Raw genomic sequence first — 24,777 nt, 5'->3', positions numbered from 1 at the left:
TCCGTGTCAGGCGGGTGAGTGACCGCATGGTGCCTCACCGCCCGACGGTTATCCACAGGCCTTTCGCTCGCCGTCACACGCGCGTACAACAGTTTTCACGCGGTGCAACGACCCGGCCGCGCAGCGGAACGAGACGACCGCGGGCGGGGCGGGCGGGCACGAAAGGCGCAGGAGACGGGCCTGAGGCGGCACGGGGAGGCGGAGATGGACGGGGGGCTGAGATGGAACGACGCGACGTTCTGAGACTTTCGGCGGTTGCGGGCGCGACGGGCGCGCTTACGCTCGGACGTGTGAGCTTCGCCGATGCCACGCCCGCTGCCGGGCAGCCCGGAGGCGGGCAGCACGGAGGCGGGCAGCACGGAGGCGGGCCGGGCGAGCAGTCGCGCCGGGTGGCCGGCCATCTGCCCGCGGGCGCGCCGGACTTCGTGTATCTGCCGGTCGAGGTGCCGCACGGCGTCCGGGAGATCGCCGTTGCCTACCGCTACGACAAGCCCACCGTCCCCGAGGGCACCCCCGGCAACGCCTGCGACATCGGCATCTTCGACGAGCGGGGTACGGGCCTCGGCGGCGCCGGCTTCCGCGGCTGGTCGGGCGGGGCGCGTACGGAGTTCTTCCTGCGCGCCGACGAGGCCACCCCCGGATATCTGCCGGGCCCCGTCAACGCCGGCACCTGGCATATCGCCCTCGGGCCGTACACGATCGCGCCGCAAGGCCTGTCCTACGACGTCACGGTCACCTTGCGGTACGGACCCGCGGGGCACACCCCGGCGCCCGTCCACCCGCCCGAGCGTGCCCGGGGCCGGGGCCGTGCCTGGTACCGCGGCGACAGCCATCTGCACTCCGTGCACTCCGACGGCACACGCACTCCCGCCGAGATCGCCGCGCTGGCCCGCGCCGCCGGGCTGGACTTCATCAACACCTCCGAGCACAACACCACCTCCGCACACCGCGCCTGGGACGGTCTGTGGGGCGATGACCTGCTGATCCTGACCGGCGAGGAGGTCACCACCCGCAATGGGCACGTGGTGGCGATGGGCACCGACCCCGAAGTCTTCATCGACTGGCGCTACCGGGCCCGTGACAACGCCTTCGGGAAGTACGCGCGCGCCATCCGGCGGGCCGGCGGCCTGGTCATCCCGGCACATCCGCATGCCACCTGCATCGGCTGCCACTGGAAGTTCGGGCTGAACGAAGCCGATGCGGTGGAGGTCTGGAACGGCCCGTACACCCCCGATGACGAGATCACCCTCGCCGAATGGGACAACACCCTCGTCGCACACACCCGGGGCCGCGCGGACTGGCTGCCGGCCGTCGGCCACAGCGACGCCCACCGCGGCCCGGATGTGGTGGGCCTGCCGCAGACCGTGGTGCTCGCCGACGATCTCTCGCGCCGTGCGCTGCTGGACGGCATCCGGGCGGGCCGGGTCTGGATCGCCGAGTCGTCGAAGGTCGGTCTGGCCTTCTCCGTCACCGGTGAGCGCGGCGAACACGCCGGGATCGCCGAGCGCTTGGAGGTCCCCCGTACGGCAAGGGCCACGGCTCAGCTGACGGTCTCCGGCGCCCCGGGCTGCACGGTCTCCTTCCTCACCGACCAGGGGCAGCTGTACTCCGCCCCGCTGCCCGCCTCGGGCAGCGGCACCGTCAGCTGGCAGACCACCCCCGACCACGCCGCCTACCTACGCGCGGAAGTCCGCCACCCTTCGACGACAACGGGCCTGCCGGGGCCCATGGCGGCCATGACCAACCCGGTCTTCCTGGGCCGCCGGGGCTGACGCGGCAGCGAATGTGCTCAGCCGCGGACGGGGAATCATGATCAGTAACCCCCTCGCGCCGAGCCGCCTCGCGGTGGAGAACATCGGCGTCGCCGGCTTCTGGCTCATCCCGCTCCTTGCCCGAAACGGGGTCGGCGGTGAGGCACTTGAGGAATTGCTCGACCTCACGGCGCGGGGACGACTGCGGCCGCTGGTCGGCGCGGAGTACGACCTCGCACGTGCCCGCGACGCGCACGAGGATCTGCTCGGCCGCCGCACGAAGGGCACATTGGTCCTCCGCCCTTGACGGCTGAACCTCCGTGCCCTTCTCCGGACGACCTGCGCCTGCGCCGAGTGGGCCCGGCACATCGCCGACATTGCCGGGCGAGCCTGTGGCGGGCCGGTTCTCACTCGCCGACGGCGCGACGCAGCCGGCACGGCGAGCCATGTGACCGTGCCGTGAGCTTCCCCGGGAGGTGCCGAAACCTTGTGGCTACGCGGCAGGTTGACGCTGCGCGTTGATGGTGGGCGTTGATGGTGGGCGTTGATGGTGGGCGTTGATGGTGGGCGTTGATGGTGGGCGTTGTGACGGCCGGCACATTGAGTTCTCCACGCCAACGCGTGGGCGGAGGCCCCCCTCACGCATGCGCTCGCGGTCCATGGGTACCGTGCGCCGAACGCCCTCTTTCTGATCTCCTTCGTCTCTCCTTCGTCCCGCTCATGACGGGCCAGGTCTACAACCACCGCAGGCGACAGCGCGACTGGTTCCACCGGACGTTCCGCACGTACGAGAACTTCCGCGCAGAGGTGATCGAGGAGGTGCGCCAAGTGCGGTACGAGAAGGGTGATGCGGCGATCGTGCGGCATTTGAGGAACCTGTACCCGCACCTCCCGGTGCCTGTGATCACACGGCTGATCAAAGAGCTCTGACCCGGTACCCGCCGGTGGAGGGCGGCGCCGGCACAGTGGCCGGCGCCGCCCACCGCCCCGCCCTCACCCCGGCCAGACCATCGCCTGCCACTCGCTGTAGGCATGCAGCGCGTACGAGCCCACGTCCCGCCCGACCCCGCTCCGCTTGAAGCCTCCGAAGGGCGCTTCCATGTTCCGGCCGACCGTGTTCACACCGACCCCGCCGGCCCGCAGCTGCCCGGCCACCCGGAAGGCGCGGGCGGTATCGCCGGACCACACGTAGTCGATGAGCCCGTAGTCGCTGTCGTTGGCGAGGGCCACCCCCTCGTCCTCCTCGTCGAAGGGCAGCACCACGACGACCGGACCGAAGATCTCCTCCCGCACGACCCGCATATCGGGGGTGCAGTCGGCCAGCAGCGCCGGCGCGACATAGAAACCGCGCTCCGGAACGGACGGCCGTGCGCCACCCGCCACGACCCGTGCGCCTTCCTTCCTGCCCAGCTCCACATAGGACTCGACCCGGTCGCGGTGCGCGGCCGAGATCACCGGCCCGACCACCGTCCCCGGCGCACGGGGATCGCCGACCTCGAGGTGCCCGATGTAGCGCGTCAGCCGCTCGACCAGCGCCTCGTACACCCCTCTCTGCACGATCACCCGCGTCGGCGCCGTACAGATCTGCCCGCTGTAGAACGCGTAGGTGGTGCCGATACCGGCCACCGCCGAGTCCAGGTCCGCGTCGTCGAAGACCACCGCGGCACCCTTGCCGCCCAGCTCCATGAGCTGGCGTTTCATCCCTCGTCCGCACACCTCGGCGATGCGCTGCCCGACGGCCGTGGAGCCGGTGAAGCTCACCATGTCCACGTCCGGCGAGTCCACGGCCGCCTCGCCGGCCTCCGCGGAAGCGCCGCTCACCACATTCACCACTCCCGGCGGCGCCCCCGCCTCCGCCAGCGCCGCCGCCATCCGGTACACCGACAGCGGGTCCTGCGGGGCGGGCTTCACCACCACGGTGTTGCCCATCGCCAGCGCCGGGGCGATCTTGCCCGCCGGGTTCGCCCACGGGTTGTTGTACGAGGTGATGCAGGTGACGACGCCGACGGGCCGGCGTACGGCGAGAGCGCCCAGCACGGCCCCTCGCCCCTCCCCCTTGAGGGCAGGGGAGGTGCCCCCCTGCCCCGCCTCGTTGATCTGCGGAGGCAGCCCCTGCTCGACCGGTTCCAGTGCCCCCTTCGCATACCGCCGGAAGCGCGCCACCCCCACCGCGACCTGCATTCCGCGCGCGGTCCGGGTCGTGGCCCCGCTCTCCGCCTGCGCCAGCTCGGCGTGCGCCGCGAAGTCGCGCTGCATCACCTCGGCGGCCCGGTCGAGGATCGCGGCACGCTCCTGCGGTGAAGTGCGCGACCAGGGCCCGAAGGCCTCGCGCGCCGCGGCGGCCGCCTCGTACACCTGCGCCCGGCTCGCCTCGGGCGCGAGCCCGACGACCGCCTCCGTCGCCGGGTCGATGACCTCGTAGTGACCGCCGTGGGGCTCGACCCACTCGCCGCCGATGAACAGCCGCTCCGAGGCAGCCGTCACATGGCACTCACCGCCCCCATGCCCCGGCCGCACCCCCGTCACTTCGTACTCACCGTCCTCGTGTCCCGGCCCGACCGCAGCACGGTCCCCGGCACCGCGCCGGTCACCACGTCGTCGCGGATCGTCCCGACGCCGTTGACCCACACCGCGTTGATGCCGATCGCCCGGGAGTCCAGCCGCGGGCTGTCGCCGGGCAGGTCGTGCACGAGCGTGGCCTTGCCCGCGTCGATCCGCTCCGGGTCGAAGAGCACGAGGTCGGCGTGCCAGCCCTCCTCGATGCGTCCGCGCTCCCGCAGGCCGAAGAGCTGTGCGGGGTCATCGGTGAGCATCTTCACCGCCTGCTCCAGGCCCACCAGTTTCCTGCCGCGCAGGCAGTCGCCGAGGAAGCGCGTCGTGTACGGCGCACCGCACATCCGGTCCAGATGGGCGCCGGCGTCCGAGCCGCCCAGCAGCACGTCCTCGTGCTGCCAGGTCTCCGCGCGCAGCGCCCATGAGGCCGGGTCGTTGTCGGTGGGCATCGGCCACAGGACCGTCCGCAGCCGGTCGTTGGCGCAGATCTCGACCATGCAGGCGAAGGGCTCCAGGCCGCGTTCGGCCGCGATATCGCGCACCACGCGCCCGGTCAGGCCCTCGTTCTCCGGGGAGTAGGTGTCCCCGATGACATACCGGCCGAAGTCGGTGAGCCGCCGGAAGACGCCCGCCTCCTTGCTCTCCGCGCGCCGCAGCATCTCGGCCCGTACGCCGGGGTCGCGGAGCTTGGCGAGGCGTTCGGGTACCGGCAGGCCCAGGATCTCGCCCCAGCCGGGGATGAGGTTCAGTGCGCAGAAGGTGCCCAGGGACATGTTCATGGGGGTGAGGATCGGCATCGTCAGGGCCACGATCCGGCCGCCGGCCTCCCGGGCCCGCTCGCTCGCGATCAGCTGGCGCGGCACCCGTGCGGGCACCGCCGCGTCGATGGTCAGCACGTTCCAGTTCAGCGGCCGGCCGGCCGCCGCGCTCATCGCGACCAGCAGCTCGATCTCGTCGTCGCCGAACTGGTCGAGGCAGCCGGTCACGATCGCCTCGATCTGGGTGCCCTCGTGCGCGGCGACGGCCCGCGACAGCGCAAGCAGTTCCTCCGGTCCGGCGTGCCGGGAGGCGACCGGCTTCCCGTCGCCGTCGGAGTGGGTGGTGGACTGGGTGGTGGAGAAGCCCCAGGCCCCGGCCTCCATCGCCTCGTGGAAGAGCGTCAGCATCTCGTCCAGCTGCCCGGGGGCCGGCTGCCCGCCGATGGCATCCGCGCCCATGACGTACCGCCGCAGCGCGCAATGGCCCACCATGAAGCCCGCGTTGACGGCGATCCGCCCCTCCAGCGCGTCCAGGTAGTCGCCGAACGAACTCCACGTCCAGGGGGCGCCCTCTTCGAGCGCCACCAGGGACATGCCCTCGACCTTGGACATCATCCGGCGGGTGTAGTCGGCGTCGTCGGGCCGCCCGGGGTGCAGCGGCGCCAGGGTGAAACCGCAGTTGCCGCCCGCCACGGTCGTCACCCCGTGGTTGAGCGAGGGGGTGGCGTACGGGTCCCAGAACAGCTGCGCGTCGTAGTGGGTGTGCGGATCGACGAAACCGGGGGCGAGGACGAGACCGGTCGCGTCCTCGCGCGTCCTCGCCTCCTCGGTGACGGTGCCGGGCGGGGCGACGACGGCGATACGGCCGTCACGGATGCCGACATCGGCGGTGTACGAGGGCGTTCCCGTGCCGTCCACAACGGTCGCGCCCTTGATCAGGTGGTCGAGCATGGGCGGTGCGTCCCCTTCCCCTGGGCGGAAATTGCGCGGGTTCAGCTGCCTGCGGCCTGACGGAACCGGGTCGTCCGGTGCACCGGATCCGTGTCGATCTTCGGAATCACGTGCTCGCCGATGAGCTTGACCGTGTTCATCGTGTCCTCGTACGAGATCCCGATCGGCAGCCCGAAGCTCAGCTGGTCGGCCCCGGCCTGCTCCCAGCGCTTGCACTGCCCGAGCACCTCGTCCGGGTCGCCGCAGATCATCAGCTCCTCGGCGATCAGCAGCTCGATGAGCTCGGCGGTGTAGTCGGGCAGCAGCTCGGGCCACTCGGGGATGCCGTCGGGCCGCGGGAAGGTGTCGTGGTAGCGGAAGACCAGCGACTGGAGGTAGTTGAGCCCTCCGCCCACTGCGATCTCCACCGCCTTGTCGTGCGTCTCGGCACAGATCGCGGTCGAGGTCACCATCACGTTGTCGTTGACGAAGCCGCCGACCGGCTCGGCCTCCCGGATCGCCGTCTTGTACTGCTCCAGCACCCACTCCATATCGGAGACCTTCTGCACGCTGAAGCCGAGGACGCCCAGCCCCTTCTTCGCCGCCATGGCGTACGAGGACGGGGAGCCGGCCGCGTACCACATCGCCGGGTGCGCGGCCCCGTACGGCTTCGGGAAGATCTTCCGCGGCGGCAGCTGCCAGTGTTTGCCCTGGAACCCGACGTACTCCTCCTGGAGCCACATCTTCGGGAACTCGGCGATGGTCTCTTCCCAGATCTCCTTGGTGTGGTTCATATCGGTGATGCCCGGGAGGAATCCCAGGATCTCGTGGCTGCCGGCGCCCCGGCCGCTGCCGAACTCGAAGCGGCCCTCGCTGAGATGGTCGAGCATGGCGACCTTCTCGGCGACCTTCACCGGGTGGTTGACCTGGGCGAGGGGGTTGAAGATCCCGGACCCCAGATGGATCCGCTCGGTCGCATGGGCCAGATAGCCGAGGAAGACGTCATTGGCGGAGAGGTGGGAGTACTCCTCCAGGAAGTGGTGCTCGGACGCCCAGGCATATTTGAAGCCGGACTTGTCCGCCTGGATGACGTACTCGGTCTCCTCCATCAGCGCCTTGTGCTCCGCGAGCGGGTCGGTCTCGGCCCGCTTGCCCACGTATCCCTGTACAAAGAGCCCGAATTCCAAGGAGGTTCACCGTCCCTGAGCCATTCACGATTTCTGACGCACCGTCAGATCAGATGTGCCGACTGTTCCACCGCGCACGAAGGCCGTCAAGAGCCGCCGGCCCACTACCTGACGCTCAGTCAGATGATGCTGACCCCCGCCAGCCAGCCCCCGTCCACGACGAACGGCTGCCCCGTGATGTACGACGAGTCCTCGCACGACAGGAAGAGCGCCAGCTTGGCGACCTCCTCCGGCCGGCCGATCCGGCCCAGCGGCACCAGCTTCCGGTAGAGCTCGTCCACGGCCCGCTTCGACTCGGCGGGATCCACGCCCGGATCGAGAGCCGCGGGGTTGGTCATCGGGGTGTCCACGGCCCCCGGGCACACCGCATTGACCCGGATCTTCCTGGCCGCCAGCTCCACCGCGGCGACCCGGGTGAGCCCGAGCACCGCATGCTTGGTCGCGGCATACGCGCCGACGAAGGCCATACCCGTCAGGGCCGTGTACGAGGCGGTATTGACGATCGTCCCGCCGCCCGCCGCCTCGATCTCCGGCGCCACCGTACGGATCCCGAGGAAGCAGCCGACCTGGTTGACCTGCACCACCTGCTGGAACTCCTCCAACGGCGTCGACACCAGCTCGTTGAATCGAAGAATCCCCGCGTTGTTGACCAGCCCGTCGATCTTCCCGAAGTCCTCCTTGGCGGTGACCGCCGCGGCCTGCCAGTCCGCCTCCTGCGTCACATCCAGATGGACGAAGCGGGCGCAGCCCTCCCCCAGCTCCTCGGCGAGCGCCTTGCCCTGCGCATCGAGCACATCCCCGAGCACCACCTTCGCGCCCTCCGCCGCGAACAGCCGCGCCTCCTGCTCACCCTGCCCGCGCGCCGCACCCGTCACGATGACAACCCGCCCGTCGAGCTTGCCCATGCCTGCACTCCTCTGCTGGTGAGTACGTCGCCACCGATTCCGGTCCGTCGGCCGCGAGCGGTGAGTGGTGAACGGTGAGTCGCGAGTGGTGAACGGTGAGTGGTGAGTAATGAGTGGTGAGTGGTGAGTGGTGCGTGGCGAACGGTTGGCGGTCAGCCGTTCAGCAACGGGGCGACATCCGTCCCGAACGCCGCCATCTGCTCCCCCAGTTCGTCACATCCCCGGCTGCGGAACCGCACCTGGATCTGGTCCACCCCCATCGCCCGGTACTCCCGCAGCGACTCCGCGATCCGCTCCGGCGCCCCGGACAGGGTCCGCCGGCCGACCTCCCACCCCGGCTCGCCGACGTACAGCGGCTCGGCGATGGCGCCGATCACGACCGGCGTATCGACACCGGCCGCCGCCCGCAGCCTCCGCAGCTTCCCGATCTGCCCGGGCAGCTCCGCCCGCCGGTCGCCCTGCGGCAGCCAGCCGTCGCCGCGCACCGCGGCCCGGCGTACGGCGGCGGGCGAGGATCCGCCCACCCAGAGCGGCGGCCGAGGCGTCTGCACGGGCCGCGGTGCCTGCCCCAGCCCCTCGAACGCGAACCGCTCCCCCGCGAACGCGGGGAACTCCTCCGGCCCCAGCGCCGCCTTCAGCGCGTCAATCGTCTCGTCCAGCACCGCCCCACGCCGCTCGAAGTCCACTCCGAGCACATCGAACTCCTCCGTTACGTGCCCGGCCCCCACCCCGAGAATCAGCCGCCCATCCGAGAGCCGGTCGAGCGTCGCGTACTGCTTGGCCGTGACCAGCGGGTGCTTCAGCCCGGCCACCGCCACATGGCTGAGCAGCCGCACCCGCTCGGTGACGGCGGCCAGATGCGCAAGCGTGGCGACCGGGTCGTACCAGACGGTGCTCATCGCCTCGGCCAGCCGCCGCGGGATCGCCAGGTGCTCACAGCAGGCGATATACGCGAACCCGTACCGGTCGGCGGCCCGCGCGATCGCGACCAGTTCGACGGGTCCCGCCGCGGCCTCCCAGCTCTCCGCGAAAAGGGTGCTCTGCGACTGCACCGGCAACTGCATGCCGTACACCAGCCGCCCCGCCTCCGGCCGCCACACCCCACCGCGCACACCGTCCACCACAAGCCCTCCAGCCATATCTGACGGATCGTCATATAGCTTGCGCGGGACATCGTCGCGCCTGGGGCGGCATCAGACAAGGGGTGGAGGACCAAGGGATGGGACGACGGGGTCAGCCACTGGAAGAGCCGCAGCCGCAGCCCGGCGCGGCCAGGCGCGATCCTCTGACTTCCGCCACGCGGCACCCGTCCCTTAAGGACGAAACCAACTGCGCCGTACCCGCTGCTTCCGCTCGTGCACCACGAGATACGGCCGGACCATGACAGTGTCCTCGCCCCGCACGACCGGCTCTCGCGCCAGGCGCCCGGCCGTCGCGACGGCGCGGGGTTCATCGGGATGAGTGCCGACTACCCGGTGCCGGCCCGGCGGCGGCAGCAGTAACCGCAACAGCGGCTCGAAGATACGGGCGATGCAGCGCGGCATAGTGACCTGCTTTCCTCAGATTGGCCATGCCCGGGCCGCGATTGACGCGGCCACGGGGGGCCTCGGCAGTCATACGAGGACTGACCGTAGGAGCCCTGAGGAGTAAGAGGAGGCACACTTTGTGCCCCCCCCATGTTCAGGCGGCCAAGGTGCCGATTCTGACCGCGAGTTCGGTCGCCCGGCACCGCTGGGCCGGGCTCTTGGAATCCGCTTCCTCCAGAACGATGCGTCGCGCGTAGCCGTTGTACCGGACCGTTTCCGGTGCCGCCTCGTACGCCTTGTCCAGGGCCGCCAAGGCGGCCTCCGCCTGTCCGTCGAGTTGGTAGCCGCGCGCTTCCTCGATCCGGTGTCGCGCACGCCGGGGGCGGGAGGGGATCGTCGTCGTGTCCGCAGCGGCTGCCTGGCGCACGCTCTCCGCGCCCGCGTGCAACTCGACGGCGACGGTGACCGCGTGGGCCCCTATGACGCCTCGGGAGAACGAGGTCACGGGGTGGTAGTAGTCGGCGGGCAGCCGCTCCGCCACGGCACGTGCCGAGTCCCAATAGCGCCAGGCGGTTCCGGTGTCCCCCCGACGGGCCGCGGTATATCCCGCCTCGAATTGCAGCGCTCCGGCGATGGCGAGCACATCGTCGTTCGCATCGGGCAAGAACGCCTCCAGGTAGCGCAGCGTCTCCAGATTCACCGCGTCAGCAGCGTCGAAGTGCGCGTGCCCGCTGTCACGGTGCGCCTGCGTCGCGAGCCACGCCGAGATGCCGATGGTGTGCGGGTCCTCGGATTCCTGGGCGGAGATCATTCCGCGCTCCACCACCCGCCACAGCAGCGACGCGTCCGGCTGGTACGCGAGAAAGAACTGGCTCAGGCTGTACGCCTCGGACAACAGCCGTTGCGCCACTCGCCGCTCGCTCGCCGCATCGGCTTGCGCCACCGCCAGCTGCGCGTCCCGGATGAGCTCCGGCAGGAGAGCCCCGATGACATCGCGATGGTTCGGCGCGGAATGCCGGGCAGCCCATGCGCGGACGAGACGCTCTTGAAGGTGCGCCGGCGGGGGAGCTTCCCGTCGCGTCGTCAAGGGGAACGTATCGAGGGCCGCCCGCACCGCGGGCAGCCGGACGTGTCCGGGCCCGGTAAACAGGGCGATCGCCATCGACTGGTCACCCGTGAGTTCGGAGAGAGCCCTGACCCTGAGGACTTCCGCGATACGCAAGACCATGGGCAGCTTGGGCATCTGCAGGCGCCCGCCCTCGATCTGCTTGACCCAGCTCGGCGACTTCCCCAGCAGCCCGGCCAGAACATTGCGGCTCATCCCTCTACGGGTCCGCAGGATCTGCATGCGCTGACCAAAGGCAACCGGCTCGGCGAACGGGCCCGGCGTGGCATCTGAAGACGGCGTGGCATCGGAAGACACAGCCTTGCCCCTCTCTGTGCAGCTCGTCACTGTCAGAGTACGGCGCCGGGCTCACCTTGTTGGTCCCCTGTGGAAAACGCTGCCGCGACGGGTGCGGGGCGGACCGCGCACAGGGGCCCGCAGCCGAACCCGCCCCTGGCCGGGCCTCGTCCCCGCCTTCAGGCTCCCCCCGCCGACGGCCCCCACAGCCCCTCCCCCGTCAACCCCAGCAGCGAAATCGCGTTCCCCCGAACGATCCGTTCCACGACGTCCGGCGCGAGGTGTCCCATCTGCGACTCACCGACCTCCCGCGACTTCGGCCAGGTCGAATCCGAGTGCGGGTAGTCGGTCTCGTACAACACATTCCCGACGCCGATCGCGTCGAGATTCCGCAGCCCGAAGGCGTCGTCGAAGAAGCAGCCGTAGACGTGCTCGGTGAAGAGTTCGGACGGCGGGCGGAGGACCTTGTCGGCGACGCCGCCCCAGCCGCGGTTCTCCTCCCAGACCACGTCCGCGCGTTCGAGGATGTACGGAATCCAGCCGATCTGGCCCTCCGCGTACATCACCTTCAGGCCGGGGAAGCGGTCGAATTTGCCGCTCATCAGCCAGTCCACCATCGAGAAACAGCAGTTGGCGAAGGTGATCGTGGAGCCGACGGCGGGCGGGGCGTCGGCCGACGTCGAGGGCATCCTCGACGAGGAGCCGATGTGCATCGCGACGACCGTGCCGGTCTCGTCGCAGGCGCGCAGGAAGGGGTCCCAGTAGTCGGTGTGGATGCTGGGCAGCCCCAGATGCGGCGGGATCTCGCTGAAGCAGACCGCCCGTACCCCACGGGCCGCGTTGCGCCGCACCTCCGCCGCGGCCAGCTCCGCGTCCCACAGAGGGATGAGGGTCAGCGGGATCAGCCGTCCCTGCGCCTGCGGGCCGCACCACTCCTCGACCATCCAGTCGTTGTACGCGCGCACGCCCAGCAGCCCCAGTTCGCGGTCCTTGGCCTCGGTGAAGGTCTGACCGCAGAAACGGGGGAAGGTGGGGAAGCAGAGCGCGGACTGGACGTGGTTGACGTCCATGTCGGCCAGCCGTTCGGGCACGCTGAACGAGCCGGGACGCATCTGTTCGTAGGTGATGCCTTCGAGCTTGATGTCGTCGCGGGAGCAGCCGACGGCGGTGTCGAGGCGGGTCAGCGGCCGGTGCAGATCTTCGTAGACCCACCAGTCGGCTATCGGCCCTTCGTCCCCCGCGGCGCCCATCGTCGGGGCGAACTTGCCGCCCACGAAGGTCATCTCCTTCACGGGCGCCCGGACGATGCGCGGGCCGATGTCGTGGTACTTCGACGGGAGCCGGTCCCGCCAGACGCCAGGGGGTTCCACCGTGTGGTCGTCCACCGAAATGATCTTGGGGAAGGTCTCCATGGCGGATACGGTAGCGGCAATCTGACGATCCGTCAGTAATGGCGCAGTGAACGGATCCGCAAGAGGGGCGCACGGAAGTTTCGTCTCCGCGCCCCCGGCCTGCGCCATCCCTCCCCCGGCGCCGATCGGCCAAGGAGGCTTTGTGCACGGTCCGGACCCCTACTGACGTAAGGGGGCGCGACAAGGCAGACTGACCGTTGCGCACAGCGAGGTAGTGCGCACAGCGCGAACAGACGGCATACGGCAGGGGGGACACCATGGACGACGGTCCGGGGCGGGAGCGGCTCCGCTTCTCCGTGCTCGGTCCGGTACGGGCCTGGCGTGGCGCAACGCCGCTGGCAGCGGGCTCCCCGCAGCAGCGTGCACTGCTCGCCGCACTACTGCTGCGCGGCGGACGTACCGCCACCGCGCCCGAACTCGTCGACGCTCTGTGGGGCGACGAGCCGCCGCATGCCGCACTCGCGGCGCTGCGCACCTACGCCTCCCGGCTCCGCAAAGCGCTGGGCACGGACGCCGACGCCCTGGTCAGCGAGTCCGGCGGCTACGCCATCCGTCCGGTGGACGGCCGCCCGCTGGACCTCGACCACGACCACGCCGAGCAGTACGCCGCCGAGGCGGAGAAGGCCAAGGCGTCCGGTGACCGCATCCGCGCCCGGGAACTCCTCGACGGGGCCCTGTCCCTGTGGGACGGCGAACCACTGGCCGGGCTGGCCGGACCGTACGCGGAAACCCAGCGCACCCGGCTCGAGGAGTGGCGGCTCTCCCTCACGGAGACCCGTCTCGAACTCGTCCTGGAAGCCGGCTGCCACGCCGATGCGGTGTCCGACCTGACCGCGCTCACCGCCGCCCACCCACTGCGCGAGCGGCTTCGCGAACTGCTCATGCTGGCGCTGTACCGCAGCGGGCGGCAGGCCGAAGCGCTCGCGGTGTACGCGGACACCCGCCGGCTGCTCGCCGACGAACTGGGCGTCGACCCCTGCGCCTCCCTCTCCGACCTCCAGCAGCGCATTCTGCAGGCCGACACGGATCTGGACGCGCCGGCGGTCGTCATCGACGGTCCGGACGCCCCCGATCAGGTGGCAGTACGCCCACAACAACTCCCCGCAACGGTCGCCGACTTCACCGGACGCGACGCCTTCGTCACCGAACTCAGCCAACAGCTGGCAACCGCCGAGGGCAGCGTGATGGCCGTCTCCGCGCTCACCGGCATCGGCGGCGTCGGGAAGACGACCCTCGCCGTGCATGTCGCGCACGCCGCCCGCGAACACTTCCCCGACGGGCAGCTCTATGTCGACCTCCAGGGCGCCGGTCACACACCTTCCGAGCCGGAAGCGGTGCTCGGGGCCTTCTTGCGTGCCCTGGGCACTCCCGATTCCGCCATCCCCGACGGTCTGGAGGAGCGGTCCGCGCTCTACCGGTCGACCCTGGCCGGCCGGCGGGTGCTGGCTCTGCTGGACAACGCGCGGGACGCGGCGCAGGTCAGACCGCTGCTGCCCGGAGCGGAGGGATGTGCGGCACTGATCACCGGCCGCGCCCGCCTGATCGACCTGGCCGGCGCCCATCTGATCGACCTGGATGTGATGAGCCCCGAGGAGGCGCTGACCCTCTTCACCCGCATCGTCGGCGTGGAGCGCGTCACCTCGGAACGGCAGGCCGCCATGGCCGTCGTCGGCGCCTGCGGCTTCCTTCCGCTGGCCATTCGTATCGCCGCCTCCCGGCTTGCCGCGCGCCGTACGTGGACGGTCTCCACTCTGGCCAGCAAGCTCGCGGATGAACGCCGCAGGCTGGACGAGCTGCGCGCAGGTGACCTGGCCGTCAAGGCCACCTTCGAACTGGGATACGGCCAGCTGGAGCCCCACCAGGCGCGTGCCTTCCGGTTGTTGGGCCTTGCCGACGGGCCGGACATCTCGCTCGCCGCGGCGGCAGCCCTCCTCGACCTCGACATCGAGTCCGCAGAGGACCAGGTCGAATCCCTTGTCGACGCCAGCCTGCTGGAGTCCGCCGCGCCGGGCCGCTACCGCTTCCACGACCTGGTCCGGCTGTACGCGCGCGCCTGCGCGGAGCGTGACGAGCACCCGCCCACGGAGCAGGCAGCGGCCCTGTCGCGGCTGCTGGACTTCTACCTGGCCACCGCCGCCCGGATGTACGCCCTGGAGCGGCCCGGGGACCGGCTGGTCGACCACATGGAGCCCACCCGCCACCCCGGACTTACCTTCACCGACCGTGCGACGGCGCTGAGCTGGCTGTTCAGTGAAGCGGGCTGCATCCTTGCGTGCGCTCAGCAGTCGAAGGGCGCCGGGTCCCTGCGGCGCGCGGTGGATCTGCTGCTGCTGACCCGCGACCTGGCCGAGTCCGGGGCCGATGCGCTGCAGTACGAGCAGGCCAACGCCGCCCTGCTCGTATCCGCCCGGGAGGCCGAGGACCAGCACGCCGAGGCGCGTATCCATACCGCCCTCACCAACGTCCACACCCTGGCCGGCCGCCTCGACGAGGCCGAGGAACACGCCCAGTCGGCGATGCTCCTCGGGCTGGCGGCCGAGGACCCCTTCTCCTCGTCCTACGCACCGAACGACCGCGGGATCATCGCCACCACCCAGCAGCGTTACGGTGACGCCGAGGCCTATCTCACCCAGGCGCTCTCCGCTTTCCGCGACGACTGCAACAAGCAGTCCGAAGCGAGCGCCCTGTGCAATCTCTCGCGTGTCCACCTGAACACGGGACGTATGGACAGCGCGATCCGGCTTGCCCAGGAAGGCATTGCGATATACCGCCAGCTCGGTGCGCAGCGGCGGCTGGCAAACGGTATGTACGCGCTGGGACTTGCGTACACCCGTGCCAGTCGACTGGACGAGGCAACCGACCAGCTCACCCAGGCCCTGGCCATATTCCAGGACAGCAGGCAGCGATTCTGGGCGGGCATGACGCACTTCAGGCTGGCGGAGATCCACCTCGCCGACCACCGTCCCACCCAGGCGGCCACCAGCGCCGAGCAGGCACTTACCGCGCTGCGCGGTGTGGGCGGGGAGTGGTGGCGGGCGAACGTCCTTACGCTGTTGGGCCGTACGCTCAACGAACTGGGGCACACGGGGCGGGCACGCGCCTGCTGGCAGGACGCTCTCTCCATCTACGAACGACTGGGCGCGCCGGACACGTCTGAGGTACAGACCCTCATCAGCCTGGCCACCGTCGCATAGTCCCTGGTCAGAGGCGATATCAGAGACGTTTATCGATCGTTCATCGCGGCACGTCAGGCTCTTACCCATCGAACCGCCGCCTCGGGGGGCAAGCGGCTCGGTGACGCGGCCCCACCGTAAGGTGTTCGGCCCAGGTTCACCCGTCCGGCAGCCCACGGGGGAGTTGCCGGCCGGGGGACCACAAAGCGCCCACACACAGGAGTTGATGAGTGTGACCACCGAGAACCAGGCTCCAGAGCCGAACGAACGTGATGTCATCAAGCCCTTGGACAACCACACGCCGGTAGCCACTCCTGGGCTCGCCAAGAAGAAGGTCGTCAGGAAGCCCGGGGACTTGCTGCCCTCGGACAACCACACGCCCATCATCGAGTCGAGGTAATAGCCGAGTTCGGCCGGAGTCAACGGGGGATCGCAGGGGCCGGTTCTGATGGCAGGAGGGGAGCCATCGGAACCGGCCCTTGCGGCATGTCCGCAGCCATTTCGCCATTTCGCCATTCAGCCGTCCTACAGCGCTTTTCAGCCACACGGTCGAATGCATGCTCTTGACGCCCTTATGCGGTCGCTAACTTCGCTCTGTAGGCAATTCCGTCAACCACCATGTCCTCCTCTGTAAAGGAACCGGAATGACTCACCCGGCACTCATGACCCATGCAAAGAAGGCCCTTGCCGTTGGCACCATTGCGGCTGCAATAACCATCGGGATGGCCACCGCCACACCAGCGGTGGCCGATTCCCATCGCCCCGCCGCCCACTACACCACCCTGGACCACCACGTCCCGATCGTCGGTCCGGTTGACGCCAAGGACCGTCACCGTCCCTGATTCGGGGGCAATTCGGCGGCGGGGCCCCGCACAGAGGCTCCGCTGCCGACGCATCTCTGCCCCCGGGCCGACTTCACGGGCGCACCCTGGTCGCGCGGTGGACTTCCCGTACATACACACCGCTTCCATCCCCACCAAGTCCTGACGATCCGTCAGTTTCGCTGCTACAGTCGCGCCGTCCGCCCCCGGTGATCCCGCCGGGCCCGGCCACGTTCCGCCCTGCTCACAGCCAGGAGGCGCGCCGTGTTCGAACTCGCCCGTATCCACACGCTCTGGGAACTGGTCGAGTACCGGGCACGGGTCTCGCGCGGGGCACCGATGTTCTACGACGGGGACGGTCGGAGCGTCGCCTTCGACGAGGTGCGGGACGAGGCGCTGCGGGTGGCGGCCGGGTTCCGGGAGCTGGGGATCGGGGCCGGGACCCGGGTGGTCTGGCAGTTGCCGACGCGGGTCGAGACGGTGGTCGCGTCGCTGGCGCTGGCCCGGCTCGGGGCCGTACAGACGCCGGTCATCCCGCTGCACCGGGAGCGCGAAGTCGGTTTCATCCTGGCGGAGTCGGCGGCGGAGTTCGTGCTCGTACCGGGCGTGTGGCGGGGGTTCGACCACACCGCGATGGTGCGGAAGCTCGCCGGGGACGGGGTGCGGGTGCTGCCGGTCGGGGACGGGCTGCCCACGGCGGACCCGGCCGGGCTGCCCGCTGCAACGCCGGTCGGCGACGGGCCCACCACCTGGATCTACTACACCTCCGGCACCACCTCCGACCCCAAAGGGGTGGAGCACACCGATGCCGGCCTCATCGCCGGTGGCGTCGGGCTGGCCACCGCGCTCGGTATGTCCGCGGACGACATCGGCTCGATCGCCTTTCCGTATGCGCATATCGCCGGTCCGGACTATGTCATCGCGATGCTGGTCAGCGGGTTTCCCGCGGTCATCCTGGACACCTTCGAGCCGGAGCGCGCGGCCGCCGTCTACCGGCGTCGCGGGGTCACCATGGCCGGCGGCAGCACCGCGTTCTACCAGGCGTTCCTGGACGAGTCGCGCCGCTATCGGCGGGGGCTGCCGCACGCGGGACGGCTGATTCCGTCACTGCGGCTGCTGTCCGGCGGCGGGGCCCCGATGCCCCCGGAGCTGTATGCGGCCGCCGGGCGGGAGCTGGACTGCGCGATCGTGCACGGGTACGGCATGACCGAGTGCCCGATGATCGCGATGGGCACGCCGTACGACAGCGACGAGCAGTTGTCGCGGACCGTGGGCAAGCCGGTGGTGGGGGCGGAGGTCCGGATCGTCCGGCCGGACGGGTCCACGGCCGGCACCGGGGAGACCGGCGAGGTCACGCTCAAGGGGCCGATGCTCTTCCGGGGGTACACGGACCCGGCGCTGACCGCGGAGGCGTTCACCGCCGACGGCTCCTTCCGCACCGGTGACCTGGGGTACCTGCGTCCCGATGGGCATCTGATACTGACCGGGCGGCTCAAGGACATCATCATCCGCAAGGGCGAGAACATCTCCGCGCAGGAGATCGAGGAGCTGGTGCGCACCCATCCGGCGGTGGCGGAGGCCGCGGTGATCGGGCTGCCGGACCTGGAGCGCGGCGAGCGGGTGTGCGCGGTGGTCACGCCCGCCGATCCGGCCGCGCCGCCACTGACCCTGGACGGGCTGACCGCGCATCTGCGGTCGGCCGGGCTGATGACGCAGAAGCTGCCGGAGCAGCTGGAGATCGTCGGTGAGCTGCCGCGCGGCGGGCCGCTGGACAAGGTGCTCAAGACGGTGCTGCGGGAGCGGTATACGGCGTAGCCGTGGCGGTGCTGCGGGAGCGGTATGCGGCGTAGCCGAAGCCGTGCGGCGGTGTGGCGATGAGTTCCGCGGGCCCGTGGAGTCTTCACTGGGAGTGGCGCCGGAGGTGTGCGCGGTACGCGTCCGGGGCCGGCCCCGGCAGGACGCCCCCGGCAGGACGGAAGGACCCGGACGATGACCGAGACGATCGACTTCGCGGCGCAGGCCCGGGTGGTGTCGCAGCTCGCGGCCCGGACCGCCGATGAACAGCTCGATGCCCCCACCCCGTGCGAGGCGTACGCGGTGCGCCATCTGCTGGGCCACCTCGTCGGCCTGGCCGCGGCGTTCCAGGAGGCGGCGCGCAAGAACCTCGGGCCGATGACGAGCGTCAGCCCCGGTGCGACGGAGCCCGATGTGGAGCCCGGCTGGCGCACCGCACTGGACCGGAATCTGCAGGGCATGGCGGAGGCCTGGCACGCCCCGGAGGCCTGGGAGGGCGAGACCCAGGCGGGCGGCGTGACGCTTCCCGCGGCCGTCGCGGGCCGGATCGCGCTCAATGAGCTGGTACTGCACGGCTGGGACCTGGCGCGCGCCACCGGCCAGGAGTACGCGCCCGATACCGCCAGTCTCGGGGTCTCGTATGCGCTGCTCACGCAGTTCGCCGAGAGCTCGGAGCGCGGGCCGTTCGGCCCACCGGTGGCGGTGGCAGCGGACGCACCGCTCCTCGATCAGGCGGTGGCGCTCAGCGGCCGTCGGCCGGACTGGACACCCTCGACGGCATAGGGACAGGCCCGGACGGCTCGACATGGCGGTGCGTGGTCCTCCCGTGTGCCCCGCCGGACGTGCGGCGTCGAGCGCGGGAGCATCCTGGACACGGTGTGACGGGGACGGTCGAGGGGACCTGCCCGGCGGGCGGCCTCCTCACGCCGGAGCCGGCCCCGGGGCTCCATTCCGCAGGAGGGTCTTGAGGATCTTGCCGCTGGCGTTGCGCGGGAGTGCGGTGACGAAGGCGACCTCCCGCGGGACCTTGTAGTTGGCCATCTCCCGGCGGGACCAGGCGATCAGATCGTCGGCGGTGAGCAGGGAGCCGGCGTGGCGGACCGCATAGGCCTTGCCGACCTCGCCGAGGCGTGGGTCGGGTATGCCGACGACGGCGACTTCGGCGATGTCCGGGTGGCGGCCGAGGAGTTGCTCTATTTCGGCGGGATAGGCGTTGAAGCCCCCGACGATGAACATGTCCTTGATGCGGTCGGTGATCCGGAGGTTGCCCGCCGCGTCGAGGACGCCCACATCGCCGGTGCGCAGCCAGCCGTCGGGGGTGATCACCTGGGCCGTGCCGGCCGGGTCCTCGAAGTAGCCGGACATCACGTGGTAGCCGCGGACGTGCACCTCGCCGGGTTCACCGGGCGGCACCGGGCCGCCCGCGGCGTCGACGACCCGGACCTCGGTGCCGGGTATGGCCCGGCCCGAGGTGGTGGCGATGACCTCGGGCGGATCGCCGCGGCGGCACATCGTGACGACGCCGGAGCTCTCGGACAGGCCGTACGCCGTCAGAACGGTGGAGATCTTCAGCTCGCTGCGCAGCCGCTCGACCAGCTCCAGGGGGACCACGGCGGCGCCGGTGACCACCACGCGCAGCGCGGAGAGGTCGTGCAGCGTGCGGGCGGGGTGGTCGAGGAGCTGCTGGTGGAGGGTGGGCGGACCGGGAAGTACGGAGATCCGCTCGGCGGCGATATTGGCGAGCGCGGTCTCCACGCCGAAGACCGGCTGCGGCACCATCGTCGCGCCGCGCAGCAGACAGGCGATGATCCCGGCCTTGTAGCCGAAGGTGTGGAAGAACGGGTTGACGATCAGATAGCGGTCGCCCTCACGGAGGCCGGCCAGTTCGCTCCACACGGCGTAGGCGCGCAGGGTCTGGGCGTGCGTGATCACCGCGCCCTTGGGACGGCCGGTGGTGCCCGAGGTGAAGATGATGTCCGAGGGGGCGTCGGGGTGCAGTGCATCGGCCCGGCCGCGGACCGTTTCCGCGGACACCGCCGCGCCGCCGGCGAGGAAGTCCGGCCAGGTGGCGAAGTCGGCGGGGGCGTCCCCGGAGAGCACCACGACCTTTTCCAGCCGCGGCAGTCCGGGCAGCGGGCCGCGGCCGGGGCCTTCCTGGGCGGCGCGGCGGAGCGAGGCGACGTAGGACGTGCCGAGGAAGGTGCCGGTGACGAAGAGGAGCTTGGCGCGGGTGCGGCGCAGGAGGTAGGCGGCCTCGGTGCCCTTGAAGCGGGTGTTGACGGGGACGAGGACGGCTCCGGCGGTGACGGCACCGAGGGCGGAGACGATCCAGTCGAGGGTGTTGGGCGCCCATACGGCGACGCGGTCGCCGGGCGCGACCCCGGAGGCGATACAGGCGGCCGCGGCCTCCTCCACCCGCCTGCCGAGCTCGGCGTACGACACCCGGGTACGGCCCTCGACCACGGCCTCCCGGGAGGCGTACCGCAGGGCGGCCGCCCGCATCAGCCGGGGGATGGTGCCGCACTCCGGATCCGCCCGCGTCTCCCCACCCGCCCGCGTCTCCAGGCCCCCCTGAGCCTCCAGGCCCCCTTGAGGCTCCAGATCCGCCTGCGTCTCCAGATCCCCCCGCGCCTTCACATCCGTCCCCGTCTCCAGGTCCGTCCCCGCCTCCCGACCCGCCCGCGCCTCCAGGTCGTCGCGCATCGCGTCGCCTCCCGCCGAAGAGCCCTGCGCCACTAGCTGACTACCCGTCAGATTAGCGGTAGCCTCCTCCGCTGTCAGTACTGACGACCGACCGTGGAGGTGGCGATGGGGGCGACCCTCAAGGACGCTACGGCGATAGCCGGCATCGGCCAGACACCGTTTGCCAAACAACTCCCTGCCTCCGAGAAGACCTTGGCCTGCCAAGCGATCGTCGCGGCGCTGGACGACGCCGGAATCGCCCCCTCGGAGGTGGACGCCTTCGCCTCCTACACCATGGAGGAGACCGACGAGGTCGAGATAGCCAAGGCCATCGGCGCCGGGGACGTCACCCACTTCTCCAAGGTCGGTTACGGCGGCGGCGGTTCCTGCGCGACGGTGGCCCATCTGGCCGCCGCCATCGCCACCGGACAGGCGAGCGTCGGCGTGGCCTGGCGGTCCCGCAAGCGCGGTTCGGGACCGCGCCCCTGGAAGAACACCCAGGTCCAGCTGCCCACCCCGGGACAGTGGACCCGCCCCTTCGGGCTGCTGCGCCCCGCCGACGAGATCGGCATGCTGGCCCGCCGCTATATGCACGAATACGGCGCCACCCGTGACCACCTCTTCAACGTCGCGCTCGCCTGCCGCAACCGCGCCAACCAGAACCCGGCCGCGATGATGTACGAGCGCCCGCTGACCCGCGAGATGTACATGACCGCCCGCTGGATCAGCGAGCCGCTCTGCCTCTTCGACAACTGCCTGGAGACGGACGGCGCGCTGGCCTGTGTCGTGGTCGGTGCCGAGCGGGCCCGCGACTGCCGGCAGCGGCCCGTCTACGTCCACTCCGCCGCCCAGGGCCTGCCCGCCCAGCACCACGGCATGGTCAACTACTGGAACGACGACCCGCTCACCGGCCCCGCCTGGACCGCCGCCCGGCAGCTGTGGAAGGGCGCCGACCTCGGGCCGCAGGACGTCGACGTGGCACAGATCTATGACGCCTTCACCCCCCTGATCCCCCTCTCCCTGGAGGGATACGGCTTCTGCGGGCGCGGCGAGGGAGCGGCCTTCACCGAGGGCGGCGCGCTGGAGATCGGCGGCCGGCTCCCCCTCAACACCGGCGGCGGCGGCCTCTCCGAGGCGTACGTCCACGGTTTCAACCTCATCACCGAAGGCGTCAGGCAACTGCGCGGCACCAGCACCGCGCAGGTCCCCGGCGCCGCCACCTGCCTGGTCACCGCGGGCGAGGGCGTCCCCACCTCGGCCCTGCTGCTGAGGAGTTGATACGCCATGAGCGCCCGTGACGCCGTCGAATCCGCTGTGCCCGTCGAGTCCACCGTGTCCGCCCCCTCCGCCGAGCCGGGCCATCCGGCTGAGTCCGTCGCGTCGGCCCCCTCGGCCCCCTCAGCGGAGTCCGCCGAGCCCGCCGAGGCCGTTCGCGATGCCATGTCCCCGATCGTGACACCCGCCACTGACAACCGGCCCGACAGCGCCGCCGACCTGCTGCTTCCCGTCGCCGATGACGACGGGGCGCCCTTCTGGGAGTACGCCGCCAAGGGTGAACTGCGCATCCAGGCCTGCTCCGGCTGCGACGAACTGCGCTTCCCGCCCCGGCCCTGCTGTCCGCACTGCCAGTCGTTCGCCGCGCACTGGCAGCGGATGAGCGGCCGCGGCCGTATCTGGTCCTATGTGCTGCCGCACCCGCCGCTGCTGCCGGCGTACGCCGCCCTGCCGGGCTACAACGCGATCGTCGTGGAGCTGGCCGACGCCCCGCACATCCGCCTGGTCGGCAACCTCGTCGCCGACGCCGACGCCCCCCTCAACTCCGTCGAACCGGCACGGCTGCGCATCGGCGCCCCGGTGAAGGCCGCCTTCCACACCATGCCGGGAGGCGTGACCGTCCCCCGCTGGCTCCTGGAGCGCCCATGACGATCCGCACCCGGACCACGGACGGGGTCGCCCTGGTCACCCTCGACCGGCCCGAGCGGCACAACGCCATCGACCTCGGCATGGCCGCCGAACTCGCCGCCACCTGGCAGGCGTTCCGCTTCGACGACGCCGTACGGGCCGCGGTGGTCACCGGCGCCGGCGGCCGGGCGTTCACCACCGGCCTCGACCGCTCCGCCGCCGACGTCCCCCAGCCGCCCTCGCCCTACTGCATCGACGACCCGCTGCTCCACATCGGCCCGAAGGCCAACGACCTGTGGAAGCCGGTCATCGCCGCCGTCGACGGAATGGCCTGCGGCGGCGCCTTCTACCTCCTGGGCGAGGCCGATTTCCTCATCGCCTCCGAGAACTCCACCTTCTTCGACCCGCACACCACCTACGGGATGGTCAGCGCGTACGAGGCCATCCTCATGGCGCAGCGGATGCCCCTGGGGGAGATCGCCCGGATGGCCCTGATGGGGACCGCGGAGCGGCTGGGCGCGGCCCGCGCGTACGAGATCGGGCTGGTCTCCGAGCTGACCGCACCCGGCGCCGCGGCCGAGGTGGCGCTGCGCCGCGCGGCCGTGCTCGCCGCCCAGCCGACCGGGCCGGTCCAGGGCACCGTACGCGCCCTGTGGGCGGCCAAGGAGGCGGCCAGGACACAGGCCCTGGCGCACGCCCCCCAGCTGATCGCGCTGGGCAATCTGCCCCAGGACCGCCAGGCCGCGCTGTTCGCCGCCCGCACGCGCCATGGCGGCCAGGAGGGCGGGAGGGACGGCGAGCGGGACGACGGCCAGGACAGCGGGCCACTGGTCAGATGACCCTTACGCCCACGGGCGCATTTCCCCTCCACAGACTTCTCGCGGGCGTACTTCTCTCAGACGTACTTCTCTCAGACGTACTTCTCTCGCGAGCGCAGAGGGTCCGGCGTAGCGTCGGTCACGGAGGATGACCGGACGACTCGAAGCGAGGCGACGCCCGTGGTGCGCAACGTTTTGGGGTCGCTGATCGCCCTCGCCGGAGCGGCGGCCGCCGTATGGAGCCCCTTCCGTCCCTGGTACGACGGCCGTCACGGCAGCGACGTGCGGATCGAAGACCTCTTCAACGGCATCACCCGCAACGGCGCCGCGCTCTTCGGCTCCGTCCTCCTGCCCATGGCGTTCGCCGCCCTGCTGACCCTGATCGGAGTTGCCCTGTGTTCGCGGGCGCTGATCACCGTCGCGGGCCTGGTGGTACTCGGTTTCACGATCCTGTGGATGGTCCGCCAGGGGCAGGCCACCAGCGAGCTGACGGCCGGGGCCCGTGGCCTCGGGATCGGCGTGGCCAGCGCACTGGGCGGCGGCGCACTGCTGCTGCTCGGCGCCCTGGTCATGCGCGGCCGCGGCCGACGGGTCCGTGGCCGCGGCTATGACGACCGGCAGTACGACGACGGGCGCTACGGCCCCTCCGCGCACGACGACCCCTACGGCCGGCGCGCGCCCTACGACCCGTACACGCCCTACCCCCCGGGGACACCCGAGCCATGGGACGCGGGCCGCCCGGGGGCCGAGGAGTGGAACCCCGAGCCGTACCCGACCGGCCCCGGCCCCGGTCCTGCCGGCCACCCGGCGGGCCCCGCGGCGCCCGGCCGACCCGGCCACGGCGCCCCCGGCCCGTACGAGGACACCCCCACCTCTCCCCTGCCGGTCACACCTCCGCCACCACCGCCCGCGCAGCACCAGCAGCCGCCCCCGCCTCAGCCACCATCACAGCAACAGCCACAGCAGCCACCCCCGCAGGCGCCACCGCCGACCATGCCGGCCCATCAGCAGCCCCCCACGCCTCCCGTGGAGTGGGGCAAGGAGCAACGGCAGCCACCGGGCCCCTCCCAACACGGGAAGCCCGGGCAACCCGGGCAGCCCGGGACCTCCGAGGGGACCGAACAGCCCCCGGAGGACCGGGAGTAGAGGGCCGGACACGGCGA

21 protein-coding genes are annotated in these 24,777 nt (G+C 71.0%); 13 read left to right on the top strand and 8 right to left on the bottom strand.

Annotated features, from left to right (window positions below; genetic code table 11):
• Positions 1-221 precede the first annotated feature (221 nt).
• The 3 genes from OHS81_RS21040 to OHS81_RS21030 all read left to right on the top strand — a co-directional run bounded on the left by OHS81_RS21040 (position 222) and on the right by OHS81_RS21030 (position 2,681).
• Positions 222-1,772: a CehA/McbA family metallohydrolase gene (locus OHS81_RS21040; protein ID WP_328386226.1), complete on the top strand. Its 1,551-nt coding sequence runs from the start codon at positions 222-224 to the stop codon at positions 1,770-1,772.
• A gap of 37 nt (positions 1,773-1,809) precedes the next feature.
• The gene (locus OHS81_RS21035) at positions 1,810-2,058 is read left to right on the top strand and encodes a zinc-binding dehydrogenase (protein WP_328386225.1); all 249 of its coding nucleotides are present in this window, start codon (positions 1,810-1,812) and stop codon (positions 2,056-2,058) included.
• A gap of 413 nt (positions 2,059-2,471) precedes the next feature.
• Positions 2,472-2,681 carry a hypothetical protein gene (locus tag OHS81_RS21030; RefSeq protein ID WP_328386224.1) on the top strand — a complete coding sequence of 70 codons (210 nt, stop codon included), beginning with the start codon at positions 2,472-2,474 and terminating at the stop codon, positions 2,679-2,681.
• A 63-nt stretch (positions 2,682-2,744) separates the two neighbouring features.
• Here OHS81_RS21030 and OHS81_RS21025 read toward each other — a convergent pair whose 3' ends face one another.
• The 5 genes from OHS81_RS21025 to OHS81_RS21005 form a co-directional block, all read right to left on the bottom strand.
• Positions 2,745-4,235 carry an aldehyde dehydrogenase family protein gene (locus tag OHS81_RS21025; protein WP_328386223.1) on the bottom strand — a complete coding sequence of 497 codons (1,491 nt, stop codon included), beginning with the start codon at positions 4,233-4,235 and terminating at the stop codon, positions 2,745-2,747.
• Between the two features lie 38 nt (positions 4,236-4,273).
• Positions 4,274-6,013, bottom strand: a complete 1,740-nt coding sequence (locus OHS81_RS21020) for an N-acyl-D-amino-acid deacylase family protein (RefSeq protein WP_328386222.1) — start codon at positions 6,011-6,013, stop codon at positions 4,274-4,276.
• A gap of 41 nt (positions 6,014-6,054) precedes the next feature.
• Positions 6,055-7,179, bottom strand: coding sequence for an LLM class flavin-dependent oxidoreductase (locus OHS81_RS21015; protein WP_328386221.1), 1,125 nt, complete (start codon positions 7,177-7,179; stop codon positions 6,055-6,057).
• 119 nt (positions 7,180-7,298) lie between these two features.
• The gene (locus OHS81_RS21010) at positions 7,299-8,084 is read right to left on the bottom strand and encodes an SDR family NAD(P)-dependent oxidoreductase (RefSeq protein ID WP_328386220.1); all 786 of its coding nucleotides are present in this window, start codon (positions 8,082-8,084) and stop codon (positions 7,299-7,301) included.
• Positions 8,085-8,236: 152 nt separating this feature from the next.
• A complete protein-coding gene (locus tag OHS81_RS21005) occupies positions 8,237-9,223 on the bottom strand; it encodes a TIGR03619 family F420-dependent LLM class oxidoreductase (protein WP_328386219.1) in 987 nt (328 codons plus the stop codon).
• Positions 9,224-9,439: 216 nt separating this feature from the next.
• Here OHS81_RS21005 and OHS81_RS21000 point away from each other — a divergent pair, with 216 nt between their 5' ends.
• The gene (locus OHS81_RS21000; protein WP_328386218.1) at positions 9,440-9,586 is read left to right on the top strand and encodes a hypothetical protein; all 147 of its coding nucleotides are present in this window, start codon (positions 9,440-9,442) and stop codon (positions 9,584-9,586) included.
• A 178-nt stretch (positions 9,587-9,764) separates the two neighbouring features.
• Here the strand turns inward: OHS81_RS21000 and OHS81_RS20995 are convergent, their stop codons facing one another.
• Both OHS81_RS20995 and OHS81_RS20990 read right to left on the bottom strand, forming a co-directional pair.
• Positions 9,765-11,033 (bottom strand): helix-turn-helix domain-containing protein, encoded by a 1,269-nt coding sequence (locus tag OHS81_RS20995; RefSeq protein ID WP_328386217.1) that lies wholly within the window; start codon positions 11,031-11,033, stop codon positions 9,765-9,767.
• A gap of 158 nt (positions 11,034-11,191) precedes the next feature.
• On the bottom strand, positions 11,192-12,424 hold the full coding sequence (locus OHS81_RS20990; protein WP_328386216.1) for an amidohydrolase family protein: 1,233 nt from the start codon (positions 12,422-12,424) through the stop codon (positions 11,192-11,194).
• 257 nt (positions 12,425-12,681) lie between these two features.
• Here OHS81_RS20990 and OHS81_RS20985 point away from each other — a divergent pair, with 257 nt between their 5' ends.
• The 5 genes from OHS81_RS20985 to OHS81_RS20965 all read left to right on the top strand — a co-directional run bounded on the left by OHS81_RS20985 (position 12,682) and on the right by OHS81_RS20965 (position 18,995).
• Positions 12,682-15,618 (top strand): AfsR/SARP family transcriptional regulator, encoded by a 2,937-nt coding sequence (locus OHS81_RS20985; RefSeq protein ID WP_328386215.1) that lies wholly within the window; start codon positions 12,682-12,684, stop codon positions 15,616-15,618.
• A gap of 211 nt (positions 15,619-15,829) precedes the next feature.
• A complete protein-coding gene (locus tag OHS81_RS20980; protein ID WP_328386214.1) occupies positions 15,830-15,997 on the top strand; it encodes a hypothetical protein in 168 nt (55 codons plus the stop codon).
• 262 nt (positions 15,998-16,259) lie between these two features.
• Complete coding sequence (locus tag OHS81_RS20975; protein ID WP_328386213.1) at positions 16,260-16,439, top strand: hypothetical protein; 180 nt, start codon at positions 16,260-16,262, stop codon at positions 16,437-16,439.
• 243 nt (positions 16,440-16,682) lie between these two features.
• The gene (locus OHS81_RS20970; protein WP_328386212.1) at positions 16,683-18,233 is read left to right on the top strand and encodes a class I adenylate-forming enzyme family protein; all 1,551 of its coding nucleotides are present in this window, start codon (positions 16,683-16,685) and stop codon (positions 18,231-18,233) included.
• 174 nt (positions 18,234-18,407) lie between these two features.
• Entirely contained in the window at positions 18,408-18,995 is a 588-nt protein-coding gene (locus OHS81_RS20965) for a TIGR03086 family metal-binding protein (RefSeq protein WP_328386211.1), read from the top strand.
• A 138-nt stretch (positions 18,996-19,133) separates the two neighbouring features.
• Here the strand turns inward: OHS81_RS20965 and OHS81_RS20960 are convergent, their stop codons facing one another.
• Positions 19,134-20,915 (bottom strand): FadD3 family acyl-CoA ligase, encoded by a 1,782-nt coding sequence (locus OHS81_RS20960; RefSeq protein WP_328386210.1) that lies wholly within the window; start codon positions 20,913-20,915, stop codon positions 19,134-19,136.
• Between the two features lie 105 nt (positions 20,916-21,020).
• Between OHS81_RS20960 and OHS81_RS20955 the strand changes: the two genes are divergently transcribed.
• The 4 genes from OHS81_RS20955 (at position 21,021) to OHS81_RS20940 (ending at position 24,760) form a co-directional block, all read left to right on the top strand.
• Positions 21,021-22,172, top strand: a complete 1,152-nt coding sequence (locus OHS81_RS20955) for a lipid-transfer protein (protein WP_328386209.1) — start codon at positions 21,021-21,023, stop codon at positions 22,170-22,172.
• 162 nt (positions 22,173-22,334) lie between these two features.
• Positions 22,335-22,817 carry a Zn-ribbon domain-containing OB-fold protein gene (locus tag OHS81_RS20950; RefSeq protein ID WP_328391304.1) on the top strand — a complete coding sequence of 161 codons (483 nt, stop codon included), beginning with the start codon at positions 22,335-22,337 and terminating at the stop codon, positions 22,815-22,817.
• Positions 22,814-23,635, top strand: coding sequence for an enoyl-CoA hydratase/isomerase family protein (locus tag OHS81_RS20945; RefSeq protein WP_328386208.1), 822 nt, complete (start codon positions 22,814-22,816; stop codon positions 23,633-23,635). Before OHS81_RS20950 ends, OHS81_RS20945 begins: the two co-directional genes overlap by 4 nt.
• Positions 23,636-23,794: 159 nt before the next feature.
• Positions 23,795-24,760 (top strand): hypothetical protein, encoded by a 966-nt coding sequence (locus tag OHS81_RS20940; protein WP_328386207.1) that lies wholly within the window; start codon positions 23,795-23,797, stop codon positions 24,758-24,760.
• The last annotated feature ends 17 nt before the right edge of the window (positions 24,761-24,777 follow it).

It is taken from the genome of Streptomyces sp. NBC_00400 (genome assembly GCF_036048035.1).
In the GTDB taxonomy this organism is placed as follows: Bacteria; Actinomycetota; Actinomycetes; order Streptomycetales; family Streptomycetaceae; genus Streptomyces.
Note: the sequence above shows the minus strand (reverse complement) of the source record. Positions and strands in the feature narration are given on the sequence as shown.